Origin of the sequence: Xanthomarina sp. (assembly GCF_035306605.1) — a bacterium.
Lineage (GTDB): Bacteria > Bacteroidota > Bacteroidia > Flavobacteriales > Flavobacteriaceae > Xanthomarina.
Genome location: NZ_DATGNR010000075.1, coordinates 60,668 through 84,168 on the forward strand (window position 1 = coordinate 60,668; position 23,501 = coordinate 84,168).

General features: G+C 33.2%; 23 protein-coding genes. 7 read left to right on the top strand and 16 right to left on the bottom strand.

Going from position 1 to position 23,501, the window contains the following annotated elements; translation table 11 throughout:
* Positions 1-10: 10 nt before the first annotated feature.
* On the bottom strand, positions 11-2,794 hold the full coding sequence (gene uvrA / locus VKY41_RS10115) for an excinuclease ABC subunit UvrA (RefSeq protein WP_500814334.1): 2,784 nt from the start codon (positions 2,792-2,794) through the stop codon (positions 11-13).
* Between the two features lie 236 nt (positions 2,795-3,030).
* Here uvrA and VKY41_RS10120 point away from each other — a divergent pair, with 236 nt between their 5' ends.
* Positions 3,031-3,615, top strand: coding sequence for a sigma-70 family RNA polymerase sigma factor (locus tag VKY41_RS10120; protein ID WP_500814335.1), 585 nt, complete (start codon positions 3,031-3,033; stop codon positions 3,613-3,615).
* A 59-nt stretch (positions 3,616-3,674) separates the two neighbouring features.
* Positions 3,675-3,821, top strand: a complete 147-nt coding sequence (locus VKY41_RS10125; RefSeq protein ID WP_500814336.1) for a hypothetical protein — start codon at positions 3,675-3,677, stop codon at positions 3,819-3,821.
* A 91-nt stretch (positions 3,822-3,912) separates the two neighbouring features.
* On the opposite strand, the gene VKY41_RS10130 is transcribed toward VKY41_RS10125, so the two are convergent.
* Positions 3,913-4,578: an endonuclease III domain-containing protein gene (locus tag VKY41_RS10130; protein ID WP_500814337.1), complete on the bottom strand. Its 666-nt coding sequence runs from the start codon at positions 4,576-4,578 to the stop codon at positions 3,913-3,915.
* Positions 4,579-4,619: 41 nt separating this feature from the next.
* Between VKY41_RS10130 and bcp the strand changes: the two genes are divergently transcribed.
* Positions 4,620-5,072, top strand: coding sequence for a thioredoxin-dependent thiol peroxidase (bcp, locus tag VKY41_RS10135; protein WP_500814338.1), 453 nt, complete (start codon positions 4,620-4,622; stop codon positions 5,070-5,072).
* Between the two features lie 36 nt (positions 5,073-5,108).
* Here bcp and VKY41_RS10140 read toward each other — a convergent pair whose 3' ends face one another.
* Entirely contained in the window at positions 5,109-6,563 is a 1,455-nt protein-coding gene (locus tag VKY41_RS10140) for a TonB-dependent receptor (RefSeq protein ID WP_500814339.1), read from the bottom strand.
* A gap of 93 nt (positions 6,564-6,656) precedes the next feature.
* Between VKY41_RS10140 and VKY41_RS10145 the strand changes: the two genes are divergently transcribed.
* Both VKY41_RS10145 and VKY41_RS10150 read left to right on the top strand, forming a co-directional pair.
* Positions 6,657-7,418 carry an MBL fold metallo-hydrolase gene (locus tag VKY41_RS10145; RefSeq protein ID WP_500814340.1) on the top strand — a complete coding sequence of 254 codons (762 nt, stop codon included), beginning with the start codon at positions 6,657-6,659 and terminating at the stop codon, positions 7,416-7,418.
* Positions 7,418-7,921: a hydrolase gene (locus VKY41_RS10150; RefSeq protein ID WP_500814341.1), complete on the top strand. Its 504-nt coding sequence runs from the start codon at positions 7,418-7,420 to the stop codon at positions 7,919-7,921. Before VKY41_RS10145 ends, VKY41_RS10150 begins: the two co-directional genes overlap by 1 nt.
* Before the next feature lie 4 nt (positions 7,922-7,925).
* On the opposite strand, the gene VKY41_RS10155 is transcribed toward VKY41_RS10150, so the two are convergent.
* The 6 genes from VKY41_RS10155 to xerD all read right to left on the bottom strand — a co-directional run bounded on the left by VKY41_RS10155 (position 7,926) and on the right by xerD (position 14,366).
* Positions 7,926-8,567 (bottom strand): alpha/beta hydrolase, encoded by a 642-nt coding sequence (locus VKY41_RS10155; RefSeq protein WP_500814342.1) that lies wholly within the window; start codon positions 8,565-8,567, stop codon positions 7,926-7,928.
* Positions 8,568-8,581: 14 nt separating this feature from the next.
* Positions 8,582-8,908, bottom strand: a complete 327-nt coding sequence (locus VKY41_RS10160; protein WP_500814343.1) for a DUF4870 domain-containing protein — start codon at positions 8,906-8,908, stop codon at positions 8,582-8,584.
* Entirely contained in the window at positions 8,908-10,161 is a 1,254-nt protein-coding gene (locus VKY41_RS10165) for a dihydroorotase (protein ID WP_500814344.1), read from the bottom strand. The genes VKY41_RS10160 and VKY41_RS10165 overlap by 1 nt, the downstream gene beginning before the upstream one ends.
* Positions 10,158-12,080 (bottom strand): BatA domain-containing protein, encoded by a 1,923-nt coding sequence (locus VKY41_RS10170; protein WP_500814345.1) that lies wholly within the window; start codon positions 12,078-12,080, stop codon positions 10,158-10,160. The genes VKY41_RS10165 and VKY41_RS10170 overlap by 4 nt, the downstream gene beginning before the upstream one ends.
* 92 nt (positions 12,081-12,172) lie before the next feature.
* A complete protein-coding gene (locus VKY41_RS10175; protein ID WP_500814346.1) occupies positions 12,173-13,345 on the bottom strand; it encodes a sensor histidine kinase in 1,173 nt (390 codons plus the stop codon).
* A 124-nt stretch (positions 13,346-13,469) separates the two neighbouring features.
* On the bottom strand, positions 13,470-14,366 hold the full coding sequence (gene xerD / locus VKY41_RS10180; protein WP_500814347.1) for a site-specific tyrosine recombinase XerD: 897 nt from the start codon (positions 14,364-14,366) through the stop codon (positions 13,470-13,472).
* A gap of 215 nt (positions 14,367-14,581) precedes the next feature.
* Between xerD and VKY41_RS10185 the strand changes: the two genes are divergently transcribed.
* Both VKY41_RS10185 and VKY41_RS10190 read left to right on the top strand, forming a co-directional pair.
* Positions 14,582-15,079, top strand: coding sequence for a hypothetical protein (locus tag VKY41_RS10185; RefSeq protein ID WP_500814348.1), 498 nt, complete (start codon positions 14,582-14,584; stop codon positions 15,077-15,079).
* A 224-nt stretch (positions 15,080-15,303) separates the two neighbouring features.
* Positions 15,304-15,960: a DUF6850 family outer membrane beta-barrel protein gene (locus VKY41_RS10190; RefSeq protein WP_500814349.1), complete on the top strand. Its 657-nt coding sequence runs from the start codon at positions 15,304-15,306 to the stop codon at positions 15,958-15,960.
* 90 nt (positions 15,961-16,050) lie between these two features.
* Here the strand turns inward: VKY41_RS10190 and miaA are convergent, their stop codons facing one another.
* The 7 genes from miaA to VKY41_RS10225 form a co-directional block, all read right to left on the bottom strand.
* Positions 16,051-16,986, bottom strand: a complete 936-nt coding sequence (gene miaA / locus VKY41_RS10195; protein WP_500814380.1) for a tRNA (adenosine(37)-N6)-dimethylallyltransferase MiaA — start codon at positions 16,984-16,986, stop codon at positions 16,051-16,053.
* Positions 16,987-16,999: 13 nt separating this feature from the next.
* Entirely contained in the window at positions 17,000-17,893 is an 894-nt protein-coding gene (locus tag VKY41_RS10200; protein ID WP_500814350.1) for an ion transporter, read from the bottom strand.
* Between the two features lie 36 nt (positions 17,894-17,929).
* Entirely contained in the window at positions 17,930-19,297 is a 1,368-nt protein-coding gene (locus VKY41_RS10205) for an exonuclease domain-containing protein (RefSeq protein ID WP_500814381.1), read from the bottom strand.
* A 54-nt stretch (positions 19,298-19,351) separates the two neighbouring features.
* Entirely contained in the window at positions 19,352-20,008 is a 657-nt protein-coding gene (locus VKY41_RS10210; protein ID WP_500814351.1) for a YggS family pyridoxal phosphate-dependent enzyme, read from the bottom strand.
* Positions 20,009-20,080: 72 nt separating this feature from the next.
* Complete coding sequence (locus tag VKY41_RS10215) at positions 20,081-21,319, bottom strand: DUF1015 domain-containing protein (protein ID WP_500814352.1); 1,239 nt, start codon at positions 21,317-21,319, stop codon at positions 20,081-20,083.
* A gap of 126 nt (positions 21,320-21,445) precedes the next feature.
* On the bottom strand, positions 21,446-22,336 hold the full coding sequence (locus VKY41_RS10220) for a 3-hydroxyacyl-CoA dehydrogenase family protein (protein ID WP_500814353.1): 891 nt from the start codon (positions 22,334-22,336) through the stop codon (positions 21,446-21,448).
* Positions 22,337-22,427: 91 nt separating this feature from the next.
* Positions 22,428-23,387, bottom strand: coding sequence for a Gfo/Idh/MocA family protein (locus VKY41_RS10225; protein ID WP_500814354.1), 960 nt, complete (start codon positions 23,385-23,387; stop codon positions 22,428-22,430).
* Between the last annotated feature and the right edge of the window lie 114 nt (positions 23,388-23,501).

Consider the following 23,501-nt stretch of genomic DNA (forward strand, 5'->3'; position numbering starts at 1 on the left):
CTTTAAGCAATTAAAGTTTCTCCTTTAAATAAATTCCTGTTATAGATTTTTTATTTTTCACTAGTTCCTCTGGAGTGCCAGACGCAACTAAATAGCCGCCATATTCACCACCTTCAGGACCTAAATCCAAGATGTAGTCTGCGCATTTAATTAATTCTAAATTATGCTCTACCACTAAAATTGAATGACCTTTTTCAATTAAGGCATTGAAGGATTTTAAAAGTTTTTGAATATCATGAAAGTGTAGTCCAGTTGTTGGTTCATCGAAAATAAATAAAGCATTATCACTTTTCGTTCCTTTTCCTAAAAATGAAGCTAATTTAATACGTTGTGCTTCACCACCAGAAAGAGTAGAGGAGCTTTGCCCTAAAGTTACGTAACCTAAACCAACATCTTGCAAGGGTTGTAGTTTACCTTGGATTTTGGTTTCTTTATGTTTGTCAAAAAAGGCAATGGCATCATCAATGGTCATGTTTAAAACATCATCAATACTTTTGTCCTGAAAAGTAACTTCTAAAACTTCCTTTTTAAAACGTTTACCGTTACAGGTTTCACACGTTAAATGCACATCGGCCATAAACTGCATTTCAATAGTCACCTCGCCTTCACCTTTACAGGTTTCACAACGTCCTCCATCCACATTAAAAGAGAAATGCTTAGGCTGATAATTTCTGATTTTACTTAATTTCTGATTAGCAAATAAAGAACGAATATCATCGTAAGCTTTGATATAAGTAACAGGATTTGAGCGAGACGATCGGCCGATTGGGTTTTGATCTACAAACTCAATTAGTTTAATATTGCTGAAATTTCCTTTTAATTCTGAAAACTGACCTGGCTTATCACCGAAGTCGGTAAGTTTTTTCTGAAGTGCTGGATAGAGTATTTTCTTTACCAAAGTACTTTTTCCACTTCCTGAAACTCCCGTAATTACCGTCAACATTCCCAATGGAATGCTAACATCTATATTTTTTAAATTGTTTTCTCGGGCTCCTAAAATATCTACATGGTATTTAGAAGTTCTTCTTTTTTCTGGAACTTTAATTTCTAATTTTCCATTTAAATATTGAGCAGTTAGCGAGTTTGATGCTAAAATATCTTTAAACGTTCCAGTGGCAACAACTTCTCCTCCAAGAGTTCCAGCTTCAGGACCTATATCGATAATTTCGTCGGCCTCTTTCATGATATCTTCATCGTGTTCTACCACAATAACTGTATTTCCCAAATCCCTGAGAGACTTTAAGACTCCAATAAGTTTTTCAGTGTCTTTTGGATGCAGTCCAATACTAGGTTCATCTAAAATATACATAGAACCAACTAAACTACTTCCAAGGGAAGTGGCTAAATTTATTCTCTGACTTTCTCCACCAGAAAGGGTATTGGATTTTCTGTTTAATGTTAAGTAATTTAAACCTACGTTATCCAAAAACATCAATCTGTTGTTAATTTCCTTAAGTAAACGTTTAGCAATAGTTGTATCGTAGTCGTTTAATTCCAACTCATTGAAGAAGGCCAATAATTTATTTAAAGGCATGTCTACTAAATCGGTAATCGTTGCGCCTCCAATTTTAATATATTCAACTTCTGGTCGTAATCGTTTACCTTTACAGGCTTTACATTTCGTCTTTCCTCTGTAACGAGAAAGCATAACGCGATTTTGTATTTTATAGGCCTTAGCTTCTAGCTCTGAAAAAAATGAATTTAAGCCTTCAAAATAGGTGTTTCCATCCCAAATAAGTTGTTTTTGTTCGTCACTTAATTGAAAATAGGGTTTATGTATAGGAAAATCAAATTTATGAGAATTATTAACCAATTGATCTCGATACCAGCTCATACTTTCTCCACGCCAAGCAAAAATGGCGTTTTCATAAATAGATAAGGCCGTGTTTGGAACTACTAAATCTTCATCTATTCCAACAATATCTCCATATCCTTCACATTTAGGACAAGCACCATAAGGATTGTTAAAACTGAATAAATGAACATTAGGTTCAAGAAAGTCTATTCCGTCTAATTCGAACTTATTACTGAAAAATTGTTGTTTGCTGTCTTTTAAGGTTTCTATATAACATTCTCCTTTTCCTTCAAAAAAAGAAGTCTGAATGGCATCGGCCAAACGGTTGTAGAAGTCTTCTTCATTTTTCGTGATGATTCGGTCTACCACTAAAAAAACAGAATCTATTTGGGCTACATCTTTTACTTCTTCAATTCTTACAACTTGATTATCAATTTTAACTCTGGCATAACCTTGTTGTTGAAGCACTTTTAGCTTGTCTTCCATTGTTCGTCCTTGCTCTAGATAAATAGGAGCGAGGAGCAGGAGTTTTTCACCCTCATCAAAAGTTTTAATATAATTTAAAACATCTGATACTGTATCTTTTTTAACTTCTCTTCCCGATTTTGGAGAATATGTTTTTCCAATTCGGGCAAATAACAATTTTAAATAATCGTAAATTTCAGTAGAAGTTCCAACGGTAGATCGTGGATTGGTAGAGTTTACCTTTTGCTCTATAGCTATAGCGGGAGCTATTCCTTTAATATAATCAACTTTAGGTTTGTTTAGTCTTCCTAAGAATTGCCTAGCGTAACTAGATAAGCTTTCTACATATCGACGTTGTCCTTCGGCATATAGGGTGTCGAAAGCTAAACTTGATTTTCCAGAGCCGGATAAACCGGTTATAACAACTAACTTATTTCTTGGAATGACTACGTCAATATGTTTTAAATTGTGCAAACTCGCACCTTTTATTATGATGTTTTCTTTCGGGTTTACTTTAGAAATATTTAGTGCCATAAATTGTATAGGAGATAATTTTACAAAGATAACATAAGTAAATCATCCAAGTAAATAGAATCTTATGGAATATTATTTTATAAATAATGATAATTAATTTGCAATATAACCGATAATGTTGTTATATTTGGAACTTACTAATCTTAAAATCACTTATCTAGCCTATAGCATAAAATTACTTTGAAATAGAATTTAACCCCAAACATAAAGGAAACTTTGTGTGCAAAGTAATAATTATGCAAAACGAACTTATCTCAGACGCAACGCTAGTCAGTAACTACATTAAAGGTGATGAACCTGCTTTAGAGGTTTTAATTAAGAGGCACAAACAACGGATTTATAGTTTTATTTATTCCAAGGTTTTGGATAGAGATATGACGGAAGATATTTTCCAAGACACATTTATTAAGGTAATTAAAACCCTTAAAAAAGGAAAATATAATGAAGAAGGCAAGTTTTTGCCTTGGGTAATGCGTATTGCTCATAATCTGGTTATAGACCATTTTAGAAGAACTAATAGAATGCCTAAATTCAGTAACTCGGCAGATTTTAATATTTTTTCAGTTTTAAGCGATAATACCTTAGATGCAGAGCGAAGCCTTATAAAAACACAGGTGGAATCTGACGTTAGAAGACTTATTGAAGAGCTTCCAGCCGATCAAAAAGAGGTCTTGGTGATGCGTATGTATAACGACATGAGTTTTAAGGAAATTTCTGATAAAACAGGGGTAAGTATCAATACAGCTTTAGGAAGAATGCGTTATGCTTTAATTAATATGAGAAAGATTATTGATAAACACAATATAATTTTAACTAATTAAACAATAATACTCAGGCTGTTGCGTTTTAGATTGTAAATAAACCAATTAAAATTTATTAAATGGCAAAACTTTACTCTAACAACCCTGAACAAGCGCAGCTTGACCTAAACCCAAAAGAAGAGACCATTAAATTTCTTCTTGATTATTCAAAGGCTTTAAGTGTTATAAATTGTAATAAGATGAAGTTTGAAGCACTTCTCAACTAAACTTTGAAAAAGTCCTAATTTAGTCGTTAGGACTTTTTTTTTAGTGTTTATTTTAAAAATGTGTAGGCTTACAAATGCAATTATTTAGCCCTTAATTTTTGTTCTCAACATATTGCGGATGCGCTTTTAAAACACTTTTTCTTCCAATAGTTTTGGTAATGATGTCCTTATCTAAATCCCAACCTCTAGCAGGCGAATATTCTCGTCCGTACCATATAATTTGCAAATGCAAGTCGTTCCAAAGTTCTTTAGGAAATAAACGTTTGGCATCTTTTTCTGTTTGAACCACATTTTTTCCATTAGTAAATCCCCAACGATACATCAATCGGTGTATGTGCGTGTCCACAGGAAACGCAGGAATTCCAAATGCTTGCGCTAGAACTACACCTGCCGTTTTATGTCCTACAGCAGGTAATTCTTCTAACTCTTCATAAGTTTTAGGAACTTGACCACCGTGTTTATCAATTAAAATTTTAGAGAGCCCGTGAATCCCCTTGCTTTTCATTGGTGATAACCCCACTGGTTTTATGATTTCTCGAATCTCTTCCACTGTTAGTTTTACCATATCGTAAGGATTGTCTGCTTTTGCAAATAACAATGGCGTGGTTTTATTTACACGAACATCGGTACTTTGTGCAGAAAGCAAAACAGCAATTAATAGAGTATAGGGATCTTTATGATCTAATGGTACAGGAATTGTTGGATAGAGCTCCTTTAACGTTTTTATAACGAATTCTACCTTTTCTTGCTTGGTCATAAGTTGTATTTTTACAGAAATTGAATAAAAACAAAGATACTATGACAAATTTGAAACCAGGAGATAAAGCGCCAGATTTTACAGCAAATGACCAAGATGGAAACAGTATTTCTTTAAGTGATTTTAAAGGAAAAAAACTAGTCTTGTTTTTTTATCCGAAAGCTAGTACTCCAGGATGTACGGCTGAAGCTTGTAATTTAAGCGATAATTATTCAAGATTTCAAAAAGCAGGTTATGAAATTCTTGGGGTAAGCGCGGATAGCGCTAAACGACAAAGTAATTTTAGAAATAAATATAAGTTTCCTTATCCCTTATTAGCTGATGAAGATAAGAGTGTGATAGAAGCTTATGGTGTTTGGGGACCAAAAAAGTTTATGGGAAGGGAATATGAAGGGATACACAGAACCACTTTCGTTATTGATGAGGAAGGAACTATTGAAGAAGTTATTTCTAAAGTTAAAACTAAGGAGCATACCGATCAGATATTGAAATAAAAAAAGGCGATCTAATTGGATCGCCTTTTTAGTTTTTTATGATTCTGTCCTAAAACTTTCTTCAGTTTCGCAGCCAAATAAACTTTTCTCTTTTATTAACTTCGAAACACCTTCAGGTAACATAGCTTCCCATCCTTCTTGTCCTTCAGTAATCATTTTTAATACAGTTCTAGAAAATACAGTTAAGTTGTTTTCATCGTAATCTGTAATGTCTATTACTTTGCCATTGTATTTAAAGAACTTGTATAACTCTTTCATTCTTGGGTGTACTTTTAAATTTTCACTTGTGGTAAGTGTACCATCTTCGCTATACATCGGATATAAGTAAACTCTTAAATCTTTAAAGAATAACTTACCAAAAGCCTCTAAAATACCTCCACTTAAATGACGGTAGTATTTTTCATCAAAAACATCTACCAGATTGTTTACTCCCATAGCAAGACCCATTCTACTCTTAGTATATTGCGAGAAGTATTCTACTAGCTTGTAATACTCTTGGAAATTTGAAATTAATACAGTCTGTCCTAAAGAACAAAGCAACTTGGCTCTGTCCATAAAATCCTGCTCATCTATTTCGCCTTCTGCACGTAAATTAGAAAGCGTAATTTCAAAAATTACTTGAGTTCTATCTTCCTCTACTTTATTCTCTTTAATAAACATGTCGTATGATCTTTGAAACATATCCATGTTTACCTTGGTAACAGGCCTAAAACTACCACGTAGAGCTAAAATATTCTTTTTATATAAAACTTTTGCCGGTAATACGTTGTTTCCATCTGGAGCAAACATAACGGCATCTGTCATCCCATTTTTAACCAACTGTAAGCTCATTAATCGGTTATCCACGTCTTTAAAAACGGGTCCTGAAAAATTTATAGTGTCAATTTCAAGCTGGTCTTTATCTAAATGGTCGTATAGGTAACGGAGTAGCTTTTTAGGTTGTTTATATTTGTAGTACGCGCCATAAATTAGGTTAGTTCCTAAAATACCTAAGGTTTCTTGTTGTAATCTAGCATCGTTTTCTTTAAACCTAAGATGCAATATAATTTCATTATAGTCTTGATCCGTATCTATTTGATATCGAATACCAACCCAACCGTGGCCTTTGTATTGTTTAGCAAAATCTATCGTGGTTACAGTGTTAGCAAAAGAAAAGAACATCTTATTAGGATGTTTGTCTCTAGTTAACCGTTTTTCAATTAGGTTAATTTCGTGGTTCAGCATTTTGCGTAAACGGGCTTCAGTAACATAACGTCCGTCGCTTTCTACACCATAAATAGAATCGCTAAAATCCTTGTCGTAAGCCGACATAGCCTTAGCTATAGTACCAGAAGCACCTCCAGCCCTAAAAAAATGTCTTACCGTTTCTTGTCCTGCGCCAATTTCTGCAAAAGTTCCGTAAATATGTTCGTTTAAGTTAATACGAAGAGCTTTTGTTTTTAATGAAGGGACATCATCAAATTCTCTATCTCCTTTTAGGGTAATTTCCATTCTAAATTTTTGGATTAAGTCTTAACTACAAAGATAATTAATTAGCAGGTTAAACAAAAAAATAACCTTATTTTTGTTTTAAAATTAAAAGGTTTGAAAGTGACATTTTTGGGCACAGGAACATCACAAGGAATCCCCGTAATTGGTAGTACGCATCCTGTTTGCCTTAGTGAAAATTCTAAAGATAAACGCTTAAGAGTTTCTGTTCTAGTGGAATGGGATTCTTTTTCTTATGTAATAGATTGTGGTCCCGATTTTAGACAACAAATGCTAACGGCTGCTTGTAATAAAATAGACGGTATTCTTTTTACCCACGAACATGCCGATCATACAGCAGGCTTAGATGATATTAGACCATTTTTTTTTAGGCAAGGTGCCATTCCTATTTATGCTCATAAACGGGTGATAAACGAATTAACACGACGATTTGATTATATTTTTGAAACCGAAAATAAATATCCGGGTGCGCCTAGTGTTGAAATTAATGAAGTTAAAAATGAAGCCTTTTCATTGGCCAATCTAGAAGTGCTACCAATTGATGGATTGCATTATAACTTACAGGTATTTGGTTATAGGTTTGATAAGTTTGCCTATTTAACTGATATGAAAACCGTGGAAGACAAAGAGATTGAAAAACTAAAAAACTTAGATGTTTTAGTGGTGAATGCCTTGAGGGAAGAACCACATGCTACTCATTTTAATTTGGAGGAAGCTTTAAATTTTATTGAAAAAGTAAATCCCAAACGTGCTTATTTAACGCATATTAGTCATGCTATGGGCTTTCATGACGATGTACAACAAACCTTACCAAAAAATGTTTTTTTGGCTTACGATAACTTGCAAATTACTATATAATGAAGAATAAACTATTTATGTACCTTTTTGTTTTTTCTATTTTACTTGTTGTTTTTCAATATGTAAATTCTAAAAACATTTTTGAAGCTTATAATGTAAAATATGAAAAAGCACTCGAAAACCAGGAAAAATATAAAGACACCATATCTGCTTTGCATGATAGAATTTTGAATTTATCTGAATTCAAACTAGATGAAACCGAAGCGGCTTTATCTTATTTTGAAGAACGAGGGTTTAAAGTGTCAGAATTAATTCCTTTCATAAAAGACGAAATTTACGAATTGAACGCAGTTCCAGGTGAGGAGCACCCGTTAATTCCATACGCATCTATGGCGGGAGGGAAAATGCTTATTAATTCTATTAGACTATTAAACCATAAATGGATTATAGCCAATTTTTCCGATGGGAAATATTGGGGTGAATTATTAATTCATTACGAGATTACAGAGGATGAACAGCTTAATTTTAAGCTTATCGATTCGTTCTTATATCCAACCGAATAACCTATTAAATTCTTTCGATTAACCATTGTTTGAACTCGTAGAAATTCTGCGGCGATACGCCGTGCCCTACAGGGAACTCTGAATATTGATTTTCAATGTTTAAGGCGTCTAAAAATTTTGGTGCTTTTCTAGCCCATTCAACTGGTAATACCTGATCTACACTGCCATGAGAGCAATAAAAACTCAGGTGCGAATAATCCTTTTCTGCAACGTTTTGTGGGATGATTTCAGGATTAATATAACCACTTAAAGCAATAACTTGTTTTACTTTTTCAGGATAGGTTAAAGCTACAGCATAACTTAAAATAGTTCCCTGACTAAACCCTAAAATAGTAACATTGTCCTCGTTTACAGGGTATTTAGTACAAGTTTCATCTATAAAATTAGCTATTAAATCTCTTGATGATTTGGCTTGTTCATCATCGCTCCACTTGTTTTGGTCAGCATCAAAATTGATGGCATACCACGCATTTCCGTATGGTTGCAGTTGATATGGAGCTTTAAGCGAGATAATAAATAACTCCTCAGGTAATTCCGAAGCAAAAGAAAATAAGTCGTTTTCATCACTGCCATATCCATGGCATAAAATTAATAGTGGCGCATTTTCTTTTAAGGTAGAAGGTCTAGTAATATATGATAAGCTCAAAATCCCGTGTTTTATTAATTAATATTTTTGAACCATTCTTGAAATTTTTCTCCAAGAACAGGTATAGGTTTTGCCTCGCCTTTAAAAGCATGGAATAAACCGAAAAGCCAACATACAAAGGTGATGACCCAAAAACTACTTCCTAACAAACTATTGACAAATTCTTCAACTAAATTAGAAAAAAGTAGCATAATGATTAGCCCCAACATCTGTCTAACATGAAAATAGGTGAAACTATTTCTTTTTTCAAGATTCATTATAATGGCTATAATAAGTCCAATAAAGGTTAAATAACTGATAATAGCCATTGTTTTACCTTCTTGAATGGTCTGATTTTTCATTAATTTAAAATAAGTTTATTATTAGCAACTATCCCATAAACCTTGCCTTTGGTTTCATAATCAAGGAAAATGGCATTTTTTGAAGTTGATTTTATATCGTCTATTGTAAATTTTTGAACACCATTTGGGTTGAACAACGTTAAATCTGCTTTGTTTCCAATGGCAATTGCTTGATAATTCACACCAAATCTATCTTTTCCTTTGGTTAAATATGCTACGGCCTTTTTAGTAGTAAAATGCTTGTTTAAAATTCCAAATGCAGATTCTAATCCAAGGGTTCCATATTTGGCTAAGTCGAATTCTATTTTTTTATGCTCAATATCAATAGGGTTGTGGTCGCTGGTAACCATATCTATAGTGCCGTCTTTTAACCCTTCTATTAAAGCAGTTATATCTTCTTGGGTTCGTAACGGAGGAAGAACTTTAAAGTTTGTATTAAAAGTCGTTAAGTTCTCATCTGTTAAAATAAGATTGTGAATAGCTACACTACAGCTTACGTTTAAATTTTTCTGTTTTGCTTCACGAATTAATTGCACCGATTTAGCAGTGGAAATTGTTGGAATATGAAGTTTCCCTTCCGTATACTCCAACAAGAATAAATCTCTAACAATTTGCAGTTCTTCAGCCATATTTGGATTCCCTTTCAAACCAATGGAAGTACTTGTAAGCTGCTCGTTCATGACACCTTTTCCAGAAATTTTGTTTTCTTGTGGAAAAGAAAGAATCAAACCATCAAAATTACTAGCGTACTGTAAAGCTATTTTTAGCAAATTAGGGTTTTCGATAGGTTTTTCGTAATCACCAAAAGCAATAGCTCCAGCATTTTTCATATCGAATAATTCCGCTAAATCTTCACCTTTGCTTTCTTTGGTTAAAGCGCCAATTGGGTAGAGTTTTACAGCATGCTTTTCTGCCTTTGCTTTTACAAAGGACACATCAGAATTGCAATCGATTACTGGATTTGAATTCGGGTTCAAGGCTACTGATGTAAAACCGGAAAGGGCCGCAGTTTTTAAACCGTTTTCTATGGTTTCGCGTTCTTCATAACCAGGTTCTCCAAAACTCACACTACTATCAAACCAACCTTGGGATACATGCAGATTATCTAAATCTATTTCCTGGATATTTTTCGTGTTTTTAAGAGTTTTTGAAATTTCGGTAATCACACCATTTTCAATTAAAATATCAACCGTTTGATTGTTAAAATCGCTTTTAGGGTCGATAATTGTGGCAGATTTTAGGAGTGCGTTCATTTAAAATATTTTAATATGAGCAGTTCAATAGCTAGAAAGCCTAGTGCAAAAATAACAAACCATTTCCATAGCTCGTTAATTTTTGAGTCACTTTTTAATTCACTAATCAAATCGGGTAAGGAATGGCTTAATTTCATGTGTTTTATACCAGAAAAATCTTGGTATTGTAACTGGCTTTCGTCTCTTTTATAATTAAAACTAATATTTTCTATAAAATCTAATTTGTTGCTTATACTGTATGTTCCTGCTGTTTCTGGTACATCATTGGTTGTAATTTGAACTTTAGTATTGAAGTATTGCTGTTGCGGAATCAAGCTTTCTTCATTCAAAGTCATGCTTAAAATATCATCCTGTTGTAAACTTATAGGAATGTCAATTTTATTTTCTTCACCTATTACATAATATAATTCTGAAGTTTTTAAACTCTGTTTTCCAATATTGTAAAGCGTAGGAACTATAAGTGGAGAACTTTTAAAGTTAGAATTTTCTGTTTTTAAGGAAGCAGAAAAAACATAAGCTTGGGCGTTTTTACTTAAAAATGCCTTGCCATCTTCAAAAAGCAACGGAGTACTAATATGAGAACCTGTTAACGGATAATAACTGTCTACTTTTGGGTATTGAAAATTTGATACTTCTTTATTGAATACATCCTTGTAAAGTGGATGTGAAAATTGGATGCCTGTAATTCTTTTTTCTGAAGTATTTAGGGTGTTTAAACCCATGTTGAAATTCAATAATAAGTGGTTGTAGCTTTGTAAATCCGCATTTTCTGAAGGAATTACTACTAAAAAGCCTCCTTTTTCAGTAAAAGCTTTTAGGGCGGTGCTTAAAGAATTTGGAATGATTTCTAGTTCGTTTAAAACAATCAGGTTTTGGTTTTCAATATCGCTATAATTAAGTTTATTTAAAGCTTCTGAAGTATACTGAAATTCATTTTCTGTATAAATTCGTGTTAAAAACTTATCGTCGGTTTCATTGATGGCAAGTACTTTTGCTTTAGTTGCCTTGTTAATACTAAAGAATAACGTGTTGTCGAAGGTTAAATTCGCATCGTCTATAACAATACTTCCGTTTATGCTTTCTTCGTTGTTAATAGTAAATTTAGCCACAGAGTTTTTGTCAATATCAACAGCTGTTTTAGCTAGTAAGTTTTCTTTATTCAACAAGGAAACTGGAATGTTTTCAACGGGATTTCCTTGATTAGAAACGTGTGCGGTTAGCTCGATGTTTTGTGGGGTTTTATTTGAAACATACAAACTGTCTACCGAAATATTATTGGTGTTTACCGGCTTCAATTGAACAGGGTAGAGGTTAATTAAAGAATCTAAAGTTGGTTGAAATAGAGTTTCTTTTATTTGAAAATCTGAAATTAAAATCAGTTGCTGTAAGTTTCCTGAGTTGGATGTAAATAAGTTCTTTCCTTTTAATAAAACAGCATCATAATTAAGCTGGTTGGCTGTGTAATCCAGTTGAAGCAATTCATTTTTAATGGCTTGAATGCTTGTGTTTTTAAACGTGTGATTGTTTGTGTAAATCGAAATGTTTTCCGTGTGGTCTAGGTTTTCAATTAAATCCTGTACGGCTCTTTTAAGAAGTTCGCCAGCTTCACCTTTAGCTTGCATACTAAAGGAGTTGTCAAGATAAATAACTGTTTCTTTTTGACTGTTTTTTGTGTTTGTTTTAGAAGTATAAGGTTGGGCAAAAGCTATAATTATAGCAGCAAACAACAGCATTCTGGTACATAAAATAAGCCACTTTTTAATCTGAGAACTTTTTCTGCTTTCTGCCTTTACTTTTTTTAGATAGGCCACATTGGTAAAAGCCTGCTTTTTAAACTTTCGAAGCTGAAATAAATGAATAAGAATTGGTATAAGCAGCGCAAATAAAGCGTAAAGAAGTTCAGGATGTTTAAACTGCATTCTTATTAGTTTATTTACAAAAATAGTGTTTACTCTGAAATAGAAAACCTTTTAACAACAAATTAAATTTTAAACTGAAAGATTAGGTCGTTTTAGCCTAGATTGGCTTCAGTAGAAGGCAATCTTTTATAGTATGGAAATTTTATAATAAAACAAGTACCCACATTAACTTCGCTTTCAACCTCAATGGTGCCACCAAAAGTTTCTATTTGGTTTTTTATTAAATACAAACCAATACCTTCGGAGTCATGGTTTTTGTGGAAAGTTTTATACAGACCAAAAATAGAGTCGCCAAACTTTTCTAAATCGATTCCTAAACCATTGTCTGATATTCTTATTTGAATGGTTTCTGCAACAATCTTACTTTCTATGGTAATTACCGGATTCCTATCAGGATGCTTGTATTTAATAGCATTGGTTAATAGGTTTTGAATGATGCTTTCTATATAAGATGGATTGTAATAAATATATAAATTACGATTAATTTTATTGAAAATTTCAGCCTTATTAGCAGTAATAACGACGTTTAGTACGTCTAAAATGTTGTCTATTTCTTTTGCAAGATAGAGCTTTTCTATTCTAGCTGTTCTGTTGTTCTGAATAGAAACAATCTCCGTTAAATTGGTGATAGTTTTTGTTAGGGAAGTAGATAAAGTGTTAAGGTAGGCTACTATTTCATTTTTTTCTTGATTTGTTTCGGCTTCATCGTGAAAAGCCAGTAGACTTTCAAAATTGGCGGCGTGCTGTTTTAAATTATGGGTAACAATATGAGCGAAGTTTTTTAGCTGATTGTTTTGTTTTGTTATTATATTAAGAGTGTCGGTAAGTTTTATTTCACTTTCAATATGCTCGGTAATATCAACATGGGTTCCAATAAATCGGATGGGATTACCGTCGGGATCTCTATCTAATATTTTTCCTTTATCTAAAACCCACTTATATCTGCCGTCCTTGCATTTTACCCGATGTTCGTTAACATACATGTTCTTTAATCCGTTTATATAATCTTGAAAATCTTGAAAGTACTTTTCTCTGTCGTCTGGATGTACCCGATCGTTCCAATCGTTAATATGATCTCCAAAAGTCGGGTCGTTTTCAAAACCAATAATGCGTTTAGATGCTTTCGAAAAATATACCTTTTGGTTTAACGTGTCAAACTCCCATACGCCAACATTGGTCATTTCAACCGCTAACTGCCACATGCGCTTTTCATCATGTTTGTTAGTACTTAATTTGTTTGGTGTATTGGAGTTTTCAAAATTCATCTGTGGTGGACCATGGTTACTTTAGTTTAAAATAAATCAGAAAAAAAATAAAAGAACTTAGCTGTAACACTAATTTAGTTAATAATCAGCTATCTAAATAATGATTTATAAAAAAAATATAATTTTATTTTCTAGGATGAAAACTATGAAGCACATTTTTTAAATGACTTTTATCTACATGCATATAAATTTCAGTAGTTGTAATACTTTCATGGCCCAACATAAGTTGAATGGTTCTTAAATCGGCTCCATTTTCCAATAAATGAGTGGCAAATGAGTGTCTAAAAGTATGTGGTGAAATGCTTTTGTTTAAATCTATGGTTACGGCAAGTTGTTTAATGATAGTGAAAATCATGGCTCGGGTAAGTTGTTTGCCTCTTCGATTTAAAAACAAAGTGTCTTCATTTCCTTTTTGAATGGTTTGGTGAACGCGGATGTCGTTCCTATATATATTGATATACTTCTGGGCAGATTCTACAATTGGTACAAAACGCTGTTTGTCTCCTTTTCCAGTAACCTTGATAAATCCTTCTTCAAAAAATAAGTCTGAAATTTTTAAGTTCGTTAGCTCGCTAACACGCAATCCACAGCTATATAAAGTTTCTAACATGGCACGATTTCGCTCTCCTTCAGGTTTGCTTAAATCTATGGCCTTAATTAATTGATTAATATCTTCCAATGAAAGGGTGTCAGGAAGTTTCCTCCCAATTTTAGGAGATTCTATTAATTCTAAGGGATTATCAGTTCTATAATCCTCAAAAATAAGGTAATTAAAGAAGCTTCTAAGCCCAGAAATGATTCTTGATTGACTTCTGGCATTTACTTTTTTAGCCGTTTCGTAAATAAAAGGTTGTAGACTCTCTTTAGAAATAGTTAAAGGAGAGGTTTGTAGGTTGTTGGTTTCTAAAAACTTCATTAACTTCTCAACATCCAAGCCATAACTAGCAATGGAATTGTCTGAAAGGCCTCTTTCAATTTTTAGGTAAAGTTTATAGTCTTTTAAAGCGTGTTCCCATTTCATTTGAACAAAAATAAACTAAAATGTTTAGTTATTAAGGTCATTGATTTGTTATGAAATATAGAATAGATATAAATTGTTTATTATGCAAAACGATAATATGCTGATTTAGTGTATAATAGTATTTGTTTTTGATTAATAAGGGATAATTTAGTTTAAAAATTCAAAAAAATTACTTAGTTTGGTTTCACTATTAATCTATTAAAATTTAAACAATTATGAAAAAATTATTTTTAACAGCTGCAATTGCGGTATTTGGATTTTCGGTAATCAATGCTCAAAGTGGATTAAAAGCTGGGGCTCATGTTGCTTTACCAATTGGTGATTCAGGAGATTACTCATCTGTTAGTATTGGATTGGATGTGGCTTATTTGGTTGCAGTTTCAGATCAATTCTCTGTTGGTGGAGCTACAGGTTTTACTAATGCAATCGCTAAATCATATGACTTTTTAGGTGCAAGTATTAAAGGTGATGATGTTCAATTTGTTCCTGTTGCTGGGGCTGCACGCTTTAATGCGACAGAAGAATTTTATGTGGGAGCAGACTTAGGTTATGCAGTTGGAATTAACGATAATAATGACGGTGGTTTTTATTATCGCCCAAGAGTTGGTTATAGCTTTACTGATATGATTGGAGCTAATTTTTCTTATACAGGAATCAGTAGAGATGGAGGAAGCTGGTCAACTATTGGTGTAGGAATTGAATTTTCTTTCTAAATTTCCATAACTTTTATATAAAAAAAAGGACTATCATTTTCAGATAGTCCTTTTTTTTTCCAGAATTTCTTTTGAAATAAGTAGGGTTCCAGAGGCTAATAAGTAAGTTGTTGTTTATAAAGTTAGTTGCGTTGTTAAAGTGAAGATTCTTTATGTTTTATTGGTAAGTATAAAGAAAAGACCTACTTTTGCATCCGATTAATTATAAAACAATTAAATTTATTATGAAAAAAATAGTAATTATGGCTGCTATTGCAGCTTTCGGTTTTGCAAACGTGAATGCACAAGAGGGTACTACTTTTGGTTTTGGAGAAGGTGATATCTTTATTGAAGGTAACGTTAGTGTTAGAAGCTCTAAGGATAAAAATACATTGAATGTTGAAACTAAAACAAATAGCTTCACAATTAGTCCTAAAGCTGGTTATTTTTTAACTGATCAATTTGCTGTTGGTGCTGAATTAGGTTTTGGAAAGTACAAAGAAGAAACAGGAAACACAATCAATGAAGATGTGTCTACTGTTGGCGGAGGTTTATTCGCTCGTTACTACTTCTTGGAATTAGGTAAACGTTTTAAAACATATTCTGAATTTGGAATCGGTTATGGAACTGCTAAAGACAAAGGTAATGCAGGAAGTACTTTAACAAAAAACACTTTCGGTGCTGGATTAGATTTAGGAATCAACTATTTTGTTACTGAAAAAATTGCATTAACATTTGGATTAACAGATATATTATCTGTTTCAACTACTAAAAACGAATTAACTGTTTCAGGAACTCCTGGTAAAACATCTTCTACAAATACAGATGTTAACTTTGGTGTTGGAAGTGTAAACAATCCATTTGGTGGTAACGCTACATTTGGTATCTTATTTAAACTATAATAAATACAATAGTTATTAAATAAAAAAAAACCGAAGCTAATTGCTTCGGTTTTTTTTATGTTATAATTTCAGGTATGAGACTTTGGAGGTTTAGTTTGTCGTGTTTTTGGCCATTTCTAATTTTATGGCATCCACAATAGTGTCTATAGGCGTTTCAAAGTCAAACCATAAATGGTCTTCCTTTTTTCGAAACCAAGTAAGTTGTCTTTTAGCAAATCTTCGGGAATTTTTCTTTATTTCAGAAACGGCAAAATCTAGTTCCCATTCACCATGAAAGTACTTAAACAGTTCCTTATAACCTACTGTATTTAATGCATTAAGGTTTTGTTTGTCTAAAAGTCTTTTAACTTCATCTATTAAGCCTACTTGCATCATATTATCTACTCGGCGGTTAATCCTGTCGTAAATTATTTCCCTATCGGCAGTTAAGCCTATATGAATGGCTTTAAAGGCTCTGTTTACTTTGTTTTTATTTAGAAATGAAGAATAAGGCTGTCCTGAACCTATGCAAATTTCCAATGCGCGAATAACGCGTTGTGGATTGTCTATGGCTATAGTGTTATACGAGTCGGGGTCTAAGGATTTTAGTTTTTCCTGAAGAACTTCTAAACCTTCAAGGTCTAACTGCTTGTTTAAAGCTTCTCTAATTTTGGAATCTACTTCTGGAAAATGATCCAAACCATGAATTACAGCATCTACATACAAGCCAGAGCCACCAACCATAATAACAATATTGTGGGATTGAAATAAATCATCTAAAAGATTAATGGCATCTTTTTCAAAAGTACCTACATTATATTGGTCTTCTATGGACTTATGGTGAATAAAATGATGCTTGGCAGCAGCTAATTCTTCTGGAGTAGGAGCAGCTGTCCCGATAGACATTTCTTTATAAAACTGTCGGGAATCTGCTGAAATAATTTCCGTATGAAAATACTGGGCTAATTTAATACTAAGAGCCGTTTTTCCTATAGCTGTTGGACCTACTATAGAAATTAAATACTTATGGTTGCCTTTGCTGCTAATAACTTAAGTGTTTTTATAATTCGGTATTTAAACTATGTCCGCATTTGTGACAATATTTTGCAGAATCCTTGTGGTTTTCATTTAAACAATTTGGACAAGACAGCGTGCTAGAATCTATCTGACTCGGGTGTTTAGGGATGGGAGAAACGCTATGTTCATGATTTTTATTTGTATTACTGTCTTTGTCATATTTAGTATATTCTGCAGTTACTATTCCTGTTGGAACAGCAATGATACCATAACCCATAATCATTACGAATGAAGCGATAACCTGACCTAAAGGTGTTTGTGGTGTAATATCTCCAAATCCAACAGTGGTAAGTGTAACAATACACCAATAGACACTTTTTGGAATATTGTCAAAGCCATTTTCTTTTCCTTCAACCAAGTACATAACTGTGCCTAAAATAATGGTGGAAATAACCATAACCAGAACGAACACCAAAATTTTTGCTCTACTAGCTTTTAGGGCTGTAGCTAAATGGTTGGATGCCGATAAAAACCTAACAAGTTTTAGTATTCTGAAAACACGCAGCAATCTAATGGCTCTAAAGGCTACTAAAGCATGTGTGCCAACAAATATTAAAGAGAGGTATTTTGGTATGGTTGAAAGTAAATCGATAATACCATAAAAACTAGTAATATATTTAAGGGGTCTTTTTACTGAAATAACCCTTAAAATATATTCTATAGAAAACATGATGGTGATAACCCATTCCGAAATATCAAAAAACGCATGATATTTGTTATCTAAGGACTCCACACTCTCTAACATGACTAGCAAGATACTTGCTAAAATGGCTATAAGTAATATGACATCAAATAGCTTTCCTGCAGGTGTTTCAGCCTCATAAATAATATCGTGAACTTTTATTTTCCAGTTCGCATGTGGTTTTTTCTCTGCCATTTATCAAATGTAGTGAAAGATTTGTTAATAAAACTTTTAAGAGGGAAGTGTGATTATTTTGAGATTTTTATTTCGTCTTAAATAATTTTGAATTATATGCTGTGTGTCCCTATTGTTTTCCATGGGCGTAATTACCGATTCCAATACTTGGGCGTTGGTAATTTGGTAATTCAGGTTGACATAGCCATAACCTACATAAACACCATTTTTAATTAAAATAACACTGCGTTCAGCAACTTCTCGACCTTTATCTACAAGAACCATGTTCGCGTTTTTATAGCTATATTTATCTATAAGTTGGTTAACACGCTGGTTATATGTTTGGGCTGTTTCTTCTTTAATACAGGCTCCATGACATTGTTTAATACTATAATTAAAACAACTGCTTTTTGTAGGATATAAGTCTGAAAGCTTCTGGCAAAGATTAAATTCTTCAACCGCTTTGAATAGAAATTGTTTCGCACTGTTTTTGGTGCTAAAGGTAGTAATGGCCTTCCTTCTGCCGTCTGCTTTGTCAATTTTCAGATGGAGGTATCCATCATCATCAACAAAACTGTAAAGCGCATGTGTAAAAATGGTTCTTCGCAAGGCTCTGTTAAAAATAGGTTTATTGCGTTTAATTTCTTCACTTTCCTTTAATAGAGCAACTAATTCGTTTCCTGTAGGATCGTAGGTAACGGCCGTTGTTTGTAACTGAATTTTTTTCGACTTGGAGTTTGTGTTTGTAAAATGTTGGCTAACTCTGTTTTTTATGTTTTTACTTTTTCCAATGTATATAATTTCTCCATTGGCGTTATGCATATAATAAACTCCTGTTGTATGGGGAAGTCCGTTTAAAATTTGTTTTAAACTTGGTTCCATTTTATCAGTGGGCTCTACCTTTATGGCATTCTTAACAATAACCTTTTCAACATCCTTGGCCAATAACATTTTAAATAGCTTTACGGTTGCTATGGCATCGCCATTCGCTCTATGTCGGTCGCTTACAGGAATTCCTAAAGCTCGTGTTAATTTACCTAGACTATAGGAAGGTTGGTCCGGAATAAGGGTTTGTGAAAGTGAAACCGTACAAAGTGTTTTGCGTTTATATGGAAAGCCTAATCGTTTAAATTCAGTTCTTAAAATTCGGTAGTCAAAATCTGCATTATGAGCCACAATAATACAGTCTTCCGTAATTTCAATGATGCGTTTAGCTACCTCATAGAACTTTGGGGCATTTTTAAGCATGTTGCTGTTAATGCCTGTTAGATTGACAACAAAAGGTTGGATTTCCCTTTCAGGATTTACCAAGCTTATAAATTGATCAACTACTTTGTGTCCGTCGAATTTATAAATTGCTATCTCGGTAATACCTTCTTCGTTGTACTTACCACCAGTGGTCTCTATGTCTAATATTGCGTAAATAGTATGTTGTTTTTTGTTAGGTTAAAACAGATTGATTTCTGACTATGAGTAAAATTAATAGTTTCGATCTCCAAAGATACTACTTCCAACACGAACCATATTACTACCGCAAGCTATAGCTAAAGGATAATCACCACTCATTCCCATAGAAATAACTTCCAATTCAGGGTGTGTGGTTCTCAATTGGTTAGAGCTTGATTTTAGTTGGTTGAATTCTTTTTTAATTTGTTCTTGGTCGTCTGTAAAGGTGGCCATTCCCATAACACCAACCACTTTTATATGTTTTAATTCTGAAAATTCGCTAGAGGCTAAAATATCTGAAGCTTCCTGAGTGCTCATACCAAATTTAGAGTCTTCTGTAGCTATTTTTATTTGAAGTAAACAAGCTATAGTTCTATCGTTTTTCTTAGCCTGTTTATTGATTTCCTTTAGAGTTCTAAAGTTTTCAACTCCATGAATCATGCTAACAAATGGGGCCATATATTTCACCTTGTTTCTTTGTACATGGCCAATCATATGCCAATGAATGTCTTTTGGCATTTCCTCATACTTCTCAACCATTTCCTGAATTTTGTTTTCACCAAAAATGCGCTGACCAGCATGATAGGCTTCCATAATTTCGCCAACAGACTTGGTTTTAGAAACGGCAACAAGGGTAACGTTTTCTGGTAATGTGGATTTTATGTGATGGAGATTTTCTTGTATTGACATAATTAATAGTTTTCTGTTAAAGGCTTCTTGTTGAATAAAAACAAAAAGAATCTTAACAAAGATACATGACTTTTAATATTCGTAAATGGTAACGCCATTACGTAGTTTTGGCTCTATATAGGTGCTTTTTGGAGGCATGATAAGACCGTCGTCTGCAATTTGTTTCATTTCTTCTACACATACAGGTATCATAACAAAACCAACTTGGTACTCGCCGCTATCCACACTACTTTTAATGCTTACTAGGTCTTTTTTTCCATTAATATATGAAATTCTTTGGTCGTTCCTTAAATCTTCAATTCCTAAAACAGGGTTTAATATAGTTTTATATAGAATTTGAGAGTCTAAGCCATCTAAAGATGATTCCATTTGGTAAATGGTTCTTCGTAAATGAAGAGAATAGAACTCACCATCTAAATACATGCTAAAGTGATGTTTTTTTGTTGGTTGATAAGGGATTTTTCCTCTGTTTTCTATCCTGTAATTAGTGTCTAGCTGAATTAAAAATTCCTCTTTAGACAAACCATTTAAATCTTTAACCAACCTGTTGAAAGAATGGATTTGCAAATCGGATTCTGGAATTAAATAACTCATAAAAAAGTTATAAGGTTCATTTCCGTTATGATTTGGATTTGCTGCCATTAAATCTTTATATAACAAATATGAAGACGTGGATCTGTGGTGACCATCGGCAATATAAATTGTAGGAATCTTATTAAATTCCTTCTTTAGGGACTCAATGGTTTGAAGATTCTCTACTTTCCACAAATAATGGGTGTCTCTATAGGTTGTTGTAAATTCAAACTCGGCACGTTCTTGCTGAATTTTGTTTATAATACTCTTAATGGTTGGATTGTCTGGATAGGTGAGTAGCACAGGTTCTGCATTAAACCCAACTGTTTTAAGATACTCTTTAAAAATTTCCTCACGATATTCAATGGTGTCTTCGTGTTTTCTTACAACATCGTTTTCGTAATCCAAATTACTTACAGCAGCTACAATTCCGTTAAACTCTTGTTGTTCTCTATCTACAATCTTGTAAATGTAATAACAAGGGGTTTCGTCTTGATTAAAAATGCCATCTTCCTTAAATTCTAAATATCTGTTTCTTACTAAATTATACCTAGATGCTCCGGAAACCTCTTTGTCAAATCTATAACCAGGATTTACAATTTGTAAAAAAGAAAACGGATTGTCCCGTAATCTAGATTCTAATTGCTCCTTAGTATAACTTTGATAGGGCCTTGCAGCAACCAAGCTAACTTTGTCTCTTGTTGGACGAACTGCTTTAAAAGGATGTATTTTTGCCATTTTTTATTTAGTGTTCAAGATGAAGTAAACAGTATTCAGTTAACAGTGTTTAGTAATAAATTTTAAAAATTTTATTAAATAAAAATATATTAACCGACCACTGTTTACCTGTCAAATACCACTAATTTATTTCAAAAATTGTTTAGCTACTTTTTCTGCTTTTCTGCTTTCAGCATAGTCGTAGAAACCTTCACCGGATTTAACTCCTAATTTACCAGCCATTACCATATTTACTAAAAGTGGGCAAGGGGCGTATTTAGGGTTTTTAAAGCCATCGTACATAACATTTAAAATAGATAAACAAACGTCTAAACCTATAAAATCTGCTAACTGTAAAGGACCCATTGGATGAGCCATACCAAGTTTCATAACCGTATCAATTTCTTCAACACCAGCAACACCATTATAAAGTGTTTCTATAGCTTCGTTAAGCATTGGCATTAAAATTCTATTGGCAACAAAACCAGGATAGTCATTAACTTCTGTTGGAGTTTTACCTAGTTTTTTAGATAATTCCATGATGGTTTTTGTTACTTCATCGCTGGTATTATAGCCACGGATAATTTCAACCAATTTCATAATTGGAACAGGGTTCATAAAGTGCATTCCAATAACCAAACTTGGTCTAGTAGTGGCTGCAGCTATTTGAGTAATAGAAATAGATGATGTATTACTAGCTAAAATAGTGTCCTTAGGACATACTTCGTCTAACTGTTTAAAGATTTTTAGTTTTAAATCTAGGTTTTCGGTAGCCGCTTCAACTACTAATTCTGCTTGTCCAACTCCTTCTTTTATATCCGTGTAGGTAGTAATGTTTGCCAAGGTTTCAGCTTTATCAGCTTCTGTAATTTTTTCTTTAGCAACCATTCTGTCCAAGTTTTTGGAAATGGTATCCATACCTCGTTTTAAAGAAGCTTCGCTAATATCTATAAGTTGTACTTTATATCCACTTTGAGCAAAAGTGTGAGCAATTCCATTACCCATGGTTCCAGCTCCTATTACTGCTACGTTTTTCATTGAAAATTTATTTTTATTCCCATGACTATGGGAATCTGGTTAATTTTTATTTTATAATGTTTTATGCTTTTGTAAAATACTAGAAAGGCAATTAAAACTGATCGATAATCATAGTTGCCACACGTAAGGCTTCTGTGCCATCATGTAGGGTTACAATTGGTGATCTGTTGTTGTTAATTGCATCGGCAAAAGATTCCAACTCGTCTAAAATAGCGTTGTTGTTTTCTACTTCTGGATTGTCGAAATATATTTGCTTTTTAATGCCTTCAGCATTTTGAAGAATCATATCAAAATCTCCAGGTTCTTTTGGAGCATCTTTCATTTTAACTACTTCACATTTTTTTTCTAGAAAATCCACCGATATATAAGCGTCTTTTTGAAAGAAACGCGACTTTCTCATGTTTTTTAGTGAAATTCTACTTGCAGTTAAATTGGCTACACAACCATTTTCAAATTCTATTCTAGCGTTGGCAATATCTGGCGTGTCGCTAATAACAGAAACCCCACTAGCTGAAACATGTTTTACCTTAGATTGTACCACGCTTAAAATAATGTCAATATCGTGAATCATGAGATCTAAAACTACTGGAACATCTGTCCCGCGAGGATTAAATTCTGCCAAACGATGACACTCAATAAACATCGGGTGAACAATTTGATCTTTTACCGCTAAATATGCCGGATTGAATCTTTCTACATGTCCTACTTGACCACGAATGTTATGTTTAGCCAATAACTCTCTAATATGTTCAGCTTCTTCAACTGTGTTGGTTATTGGTTTTTCAATAAAGATATGTTTCCCTTTAGATATGGCTTTTAAGGCACATTCGTAATGTGAAAGGGTAGGGGTTACAATATCTACCATATCAACAGCATCAATCAAATCATCGATGGAATTGAAGTATTTGTAACCGAACTCAGCTTCGATTTTTATAGCATTGGCTTCGTCAGCATCATAAAAACCAACTAGTTGATATTTTTCTGATTGGTTAAGAAGTCTTAAATGAATTTTTCCAAGATGTCCAGCACCCAGAACTCCCGCTTTTAGCATGTTATTACGTTTTCAACAAAAATAAGATTTTAGTTTTAGAAATTAAACGAAACTTTAAAGTTTAAACTTTGAACTTGTTGCTTATTGGATTAATTTAGCCTAGAAAACAAAGTG

Bases quoted from the DNA above. Each gene is read 5' to 3' on its own strand.
- VKY41_RS10220 (WP_500814353.1), bottom strand. From the start codon at position 22,336: ATGAAAAACGTAGCAGTAATAGGAGCTGGAACCATGGGTAATGGAATT.
- VKY41_RS10175 (WP_500814346.1), bottom strand. From the start codon at position 13,345: ATGAATTTTGAAAACTCCAATACACCAAACAAATTAAGTACTAACAAA.
- VKY41_RS10190 (WP_500814349.1), top strand. From the start codon at position 15,304: ATGAAAAAAATAGTAATTATGGCTGCTATTGCAGCTTTCGGTTTTGCA.
- VKY41_RS10120 (WP_500814335.1), top strand. From the start codon at position 3,031: ATGCAAAACGAACTTATCTCAGACGCAACGCTAGTCAGTAACTACATT.
- VKY41_RS10215 (WP_500814352.1), bottom strand. From the start codon at position 21,319: ATGGCAAAAATACATCCTTTTAAAGCAGTTCGTCCAACAAGAGACAAA.
- VKY41_RS10130 (WP_500814337.1), bottom strand. From the start codon at position 4,578: ATGACCAAGCAAGAAAAGGTAGAATTCGTTATAAAAACGTTAAAGGAG.
- VKY41_RS10160 (WP_500814343.1), bottom strand. From the start codon at position 8,908: ATGAAAAATCAGACCATTCAAGAAGGTAAAACAATGGCTATTATCAGT.
- VKY41_RS10140 (WP_500814339.1), bottom strand. From the start codon at position 6,563: ATGGAAATTACCCTAAAAGGAGATAGAGAATTTGATGATGTCCCTTCA.
- xerD (WP_500814347.1), bottom strand. From the start codon at position 14,366: ATGAAATGGGAACACGCTTTAAAAGACTATAAACTTTACCTAAAAATT.
- VKY41_RS10170 (WP_500814345.1), bottom strand. From the start codon at position 12,080: ATGCAGTTTAAACATCCTGAACTTCTTTACGCTTTATTTGCGCTGCTT.
- VKY41_RS10200 (WP_500814350.1), bottom strand. From the start codon at position 17,893: ATGGCAGAGAAAAAACCACATGCGAACTGGAAAATAAAAGTTCACGAT.
- VKY41_RS10125 (WP_500814336.1), top strand. From the start codon at position 3,675: ATGGCAAAACTTTACTCTAACAACCCTGAACAAGCGCAGCTTGACCTA.
- VKY41_RS10150 (WP_500814341.1), top strand. From the start codon at position 7,418: ATGAAGAATAAACTATTTATGTACCTTTTTGTTTTTTCTATTTTACTT.
- uvrA (WP_500814334.1), bottom strand. From the start codon at position 2,794: ATGGCACTAAATATTTCTAAAGTAAACCCGAAAGAAAACATCATAATA.
- VKY41_RS10185 (WP_500814348.1), top strand. From the start codon at position 14,582: ATGAAAAAATTATTTTTAACAGCTGCAATTGCGGTATTTGGATTTTCG.
- bcp (WP_500814338.1), top strand. From the start codon at position 4,620: ATGACAAATTTGAAACCAGGAGATAAAGCGCCAGATTTTACAGCAAAT.
- VKY41_RS10225 (WP_500814354.1), bottom strand. From the start codon at position 23,387: ATGCTAAAAGCGGGAGTTCTGGGTGCTGGACATCTTGGAAAAATTCAT.
- VKY41_RS10210 (WP_500814351.1), bottom strand. From the start codon at position 20,008: ATGTCAATACAAGAAAATCTCCATCACATAAAATCCACATTACCAGAA.
- VKY41_RS10165 (WP_500814344.1), bottom strand. From the start codon at position 10,161: ATGAACGCACTCCTAAAATCTGCCACAATTATCGACCCTAAAAGCGAT.